The organism is Actinomyces sp. (assembly GCF_030530635.1).
Classification (GTDB): Bacteria; Actinomycetota; Actinomycetes; order Actinomycetales; family Actinomycetaceae; genus Actinomyces.
Genome location: NZ_JAUMUL010000112.1, coordinates 1 through 4,761, shown reverse-complemented (window position 1 = coordinate 4,761; position 4,761 = coordinate 1). Strand labels below are relative to the sequence as shown.

General features: G+C 69.5%; 4 protein-coding genes. 3 read left to right on the top strand and 1 reads right to left on the bottom strand.

The window, feature by feature from the left end; all coding sequences use genetic code 11:
• Positions 1-227: 227 nt before the first annotated feature.
• The gene (locus Q4A20_RS14760) at positions 228-539 is read right to left on the bottom strand and encodes a type VII secretion target (protein WP_303124132.1); all 312 of its coding nucleotides are present in this window, start codon (positions 537-539) and stop codon (positions 228-230) included.
• 370 nt (positions 540-909) lie between these two features.
• On the opposite strand from Q4A20_RS14760, the gene Q4A20_RS14755 reads away from it, so the two are divergent.
• The 3 genes from Q4A20_RS14755 to Q4A20_RS14745 all read left to right on the top strand — a co-directional run.
• Positions 910-1,749, top strand: a complete 840-nt coding sequence (locus Q4A20_RS14755) for an FtsK/SpoIIIE domain-containing protein (RefSeq protein WP_303124131.1) — start codon at positions 910-912, stop codon at positions 1,747-1,749.
• A gap of 124 nt (positions 1,750-1,873) precedes the next feature.
• Positions 1,874-3,730 (top strand): type VII secretion protein EccCb, encoded by a 1,857-nt coding sequence (eccCb, locus tag Q4A20_RS14750; protein ID WP_303124130.1) that lies wholly within the window; start codon positions 1,874-1,876, stop codon positions 3,728-3,730.
• A gap of 121 nt (positions 3,731-3,851) precedes the next feature.
• Positions 3,852-4,761: hypothetical protein (locus Q4A20_RS14745; RefSeq protein WP_303124129.1), on the top strand; the 910-nt coding region annotated here is incomplete at its 3' end.

The following is a 4,761-nucleotide window of genomic DNA, read 5'->3' as shown; positions in this document are numbered from 1 at the left end:
TCATGACAGTAGGTCCTCTCAATCAGGGCTTACACAGACCATTGAACACGCCCGAGATGTCCTCCCCGATACCGGTACCCGCCCAAAATGACGACGACGATCCCTGCGGCACCGCCACCAGCGGGTTGTCGATAGTCATAGGGAGCCTCCGGGGCGATAGTCGAACCAGATCAAAGGCGGCATGTCAGCAGCCGCATGTCAGTAGGTATGTCATCGGGCGGTGCCCGTCAGGGCGCCGGGTAGGTGCGGTTGGCGTCGGCGGCCGCCTGGGAGTCGGTCTGCTCAAAATCGGTCGCCACCCGCCGCAAACTCTGGGCGTCCTCCTCAAGACGATCACTGAGCGTGGAGGTGCCCGAGTCGAAGGCCAGCTTGGCGACCGCATAGGCGGGGGCGAACAGTGGCGTGCACAGTATCCCGAAGGGCAGCCCGCTCAAAGCCGCATCCGACGCCCGGTCGATGGTGTCCAACCCATCACCCACCGAAGCCACGTGCCCGGCGTGGGTGCGCCACACCTCCGGGTAGACCTCCAGGTCAGCCATCACCAACCACCCCTCGAGCCACGGCCATCGAACTCGGCAGGCCCGCCACCGGGCTGTCCAAGGGGGCCCAGCGAACCTGTCGGGTCAATCAGTCCCGCACGCCCAGGCCGGCTCGGACCCCGCCCAGCCGCCGGCGGCGCCGCGCCGTCCCCGGCACCGGTATAGGCCTGCCTGACCTGCTGGGCCACCGCCGAGTCCTCACCCCACACCTGCGCGGCCATCCGCGACGTCTTCTCACCCGCACGCCCGGAAGCCTTCTGGACCGCGCGCATGATCGCCGCCGCTGGTCGCCGATACGCTGGATATCGCCGCCGTCGAGGCCGTCACCCGCCGTCTTGCCGCCCGGTTCACCGAAGTCGGGGAGGACTCGGTGGCCGTCCCCGTGGGCATCTCCGATCCCAAGCGCTCCGCGGATCTGCTGGACCTGCTGGGGCTGGGAGACGTGCGCGACGTCGAGCCGGAGCGCTGCTGGACGCCGCGGCTGGGTGATGACCGCCTGCGGGTTCCCTTCGGGGTCACCCCCGAGGGCACACCCGTGGTCCTTGACATCAAGGAGTCGGCGCAAGGGGGCATGGGGCCTCACGGGCTGCTGGTCGGGGCGACCGGATCGGGGAAGTCGGAGGTGCTGCGCACCCTGGTACTGGCGCTGACGCATTCGCCCGATCAACTCAACTTTGTGCTGGTTGACTTCAAGGGCGGCGCCACCTTCGCGGGCATGTCCGAGCTGCCGCACGTGTCCGCCATGATCTCCAACCTGGAGAACGAACTGGGACTGGTGGATCGCATGGAGGAGGCGCTGCGCGGGGAGATGAACCGCCGGCAGGAGATCCTGCTGAACATGGGCAACTACGCCAACGTCTCCGACTACGAGGCGGCCCGCCGCGCGGGCAAGCACAATGGCGAGCCGCTGCCGGCGCTGTTCGTCATCCTGGATGAGTTCTCTGAGCTGCTCGCCGCAAAGCCGGACTTCATCGAGATTTTCGTCGCTATTGGCCGCCTGGGCCGCTCCATGCAGATCCACCTGCTGCTGTCCTCGCAGCGTCTGGAGGAGGGGAGGCTGCACGGCCTGGAGTCGCACCTGTCCTACCGGATCGGCCTGCGCACCTTCTCCGCCTCGGAGTCGCGCACCGTCCTGGGCGTGACCGATGCCTATGATCTGCCCCCCCCTATCCCGGCGTCGGCTATCTCAAGAGTGATACCCGCACCATGACCCGCTTCCGCGCCTCCTACGTGGCCGGGTTACCGCCGGAGCGCACTAACGCCGGGCGCGCCCAGGACCGGCCCGCGCTCCCGGCGTCCAAGACGCCGGCCCCGGCGCGGTCGCCGCCCCGCTGGTGCTGCCCTTCACCGCTGCGGAGATTCCGCTGCCACCGCAGCCGGAGGCGGAGTTCGACGCACCGCCTCCGGAACCGGAGGAGGAGGCGCCGGAGGCCTCCGCCCGCGACGCCGCCTACGCGGACATGTCCACCATGGACATCGCGGTGGCGCGCATGACCGGTCACGGCAACCCGGCGCACCGGATCTGGCTGCCGCCGCTGGACGTCCCCGAGACCTTCGACTCGCTGATCGACGACCTCACAGTCAACCCCCAGCTCGGGCTCATCTCTCCCTCGTGGCGCGCTCGCGGAGACCTGGTGGTGCCGCTGGGCATCACCGACGTGCCGATGGAGCAGCGGCGCGACCAGTACAGCGTGGACCTGTCCGCGGCGGGCGGTCACGTCGGTGTCGTCGGCGGACCGCTGTCCGGGAAGTCCACGGCACTGCGCTCCCTGGTGATGGGGCTGGCACTTACCCACACGCCCACCGAGGTGCAGTTCTATGTGGTCGACCTGGGCGGCGGGACCTTCTCTACCATGATGGACCTGCCTCACCTGGCCGGCGTCGGCACGCGGGACGACCCCGGCATCATCGCCCGCATCATCGCGGAGATCGAGGCGCTGCTGGCTGATCGGGAGAGCTACTTCAAGGCCAACCGGATCGACTCCATCCAGACCTACCGGCGTCGGCGCGCGGCTGGGCAGGCGGACTACGGTTATGGCGACGTGTTCCTCGTGATTGACGGTTGGTCCGTGCTCAAGACGGATTTCGACGCCATCGCCGAGCGCGTCCAGGCGATTATGGCGCGTGCGCTCACATTAGGTGTGCACCTGGTGATTTCTGCGGGCAGGTGGGGGGAGATGCGCGCCGCGATCAAGGACGCCCTGGGTACCCGCATCGAGTTGCGCCTGGGCGACCCGGCAGAGTCCGATCTCAACCGCGCCGCCGCCAAGTCGGTGCCAGCCGGCCGCCCGGGCCGCGGGCTGGATCCCGCCGGGCGGCACATGCTGCTCGCCCTCCCGCGCCTGGACGGCGAGCACGATCCCGCCACCCTATCCGAAGGGGTCGGTAACGCCTGCCGCATCATCGCGGACTCCTACCAGGGTGCGCCCGGGCCGAAGCTGCGGCTGCTACCCACCCGCATCGACCTGGCCGAGCTACAGGCCCAGGTGCCGGCGGCGGATGGCCCCGTCATCGGCATTAACGAGGCCCGCCTGGAACCCGTCACCCTAAACATGCGTCAAGAGCCGCACCTGATCGTCCTGGGTGACGCCAAGAAGGGCAAATCGTCGTTCCTGCGCGCGCTCATGGCCGAGCTGACGCGTGACCGCACCCCTGAGGACTTGCGGATCGTCCCGATCGACCCGCGGCGGTCCCTGCTCGGGGACATCCCCGAGGAGTTCATGCTCACCTACGTGACCCTGCGCGATCAGGCGGCCGACGAGATGACGCGCCTGGTGGAGTTCCTCAAGCAGCGCCTGCCCGGACCGGAAGTCACACCGGAACAGTTGCGTACCCACAGCTGGTGGAACGGTCCGGAGGTGTACATCATCGTGGACGACTACGACCTGCTGACCACCGGCCAGATGAACCCGCTGCTGCCGCTGCAGGCGATGCTCCCGCAGGGCCTCGACGTCGGACTGCACCTGATCCTCACCCGCCGCACAGGCGGGGCCAGTCGTGCCCTGTTCGAGCCGATCATGCAGACGCTCAACGACCTGTCCACCCCCGGCATCCTGCTGCCGGGCAACCCCGATGAGGGTCCGCTGCTTAGCCGTCAGCGCCCCAAACCCGGGCCCGCGGGGCGCGCCAGCCTGATCACCCGTGACTCCATTCAGTCGATTCAGTTGGCTTGGTCACCGCCGACGGCGTGAGGGACGGCAACTGCTGATGATGGTGGTTTCCGGTTGCTCGGTCGGTGACCCGCCTCCCAGTAGGGGAATCCGGGTGGGGCGCTGACCGGAGCAGCGGTATCGCCCCGGTACAGTCGGCCTCATGGCGCAGGGACGGAAGGCGGGCGACGGCTCCCGGGGCGGCGGACATGACCGCACCACAGGTGGTCGGGCGTCGTCTGCGCGCGCCGGCGCCACTCGGCGGACGGCGCCAAAGACCGGCGGGGAGAAATCGTCCGGCGCTCGCGCCGCCCGCTCCGGCTCTGCCCGGACCGCCTCCTCACGCCAGGCGCCGCGCGGTCAGGCTCGCGCAGGGCGCACCGTGACCACCCAGGATGGTCGCCCCGGCAGGCGGCCCGCCCGCACGGCGCGAACGGGCCGCGGCCAGACCGCCCGCTCGGCGGCACGCGCCAGCACTGCTAACCGGCGTCCGCAAGCTCAGCGGCCCGCGGCGGTGCGCCGCCCGGAGCCGCCCCGTCGGCCCCGGTACTGGCTGCGCCGACTCGTGGTGTTGGTGCTCGGCGTCGTCCTGCTCGCCGGGATCTCCACCGGCATTCTTTCAGCCGCGGTCTGGGCGCGAGACACGATCCGTGCCCAGGACGATGCCGCCGCCGCGCACGTGGCCACCACTTACGCCAATCCCGTGGACTGCAAGGCGGAGGACCTGGACGTCTCCTTCACCTCGCCGGACTCGGTGCCGACCGGCGCCGGGGTGACGCTGAACGTGACGGTCAACAACACCGGCTCGGAAGCCTGCCTGCTGGATCTGGGCGGTGAGCACATCGGTGCGCTCGTCACCTCCGGTGGCCGGACGGTCTGGGAGTCGACAGTATGCCCCTTCACCCCCACCAGCCGACGTCTACTAGTCGCTCCTGGTGACGCCGCCGCCGCCACCATCATCTGGGACGGCAACGTCGCCTCAACCGAATGCGCTCCCGTGACCGCTCCGACCGTCGGCGCGACGGCGTCAGCCACTGCAGCTGAGACGGCCACGGCGGCTGCCGAGGCCACCC

Bases quoted from the DNA above. Each gene is read 5' to 3' on its own strand.
- Q4A20_RS14760 (WP_303124132.1), bottom strand. From the start codon at position 539: ATGGCTGACCTGGAGGTCTACCCGGAGGTGTGGCGCACCCACGCCGGG.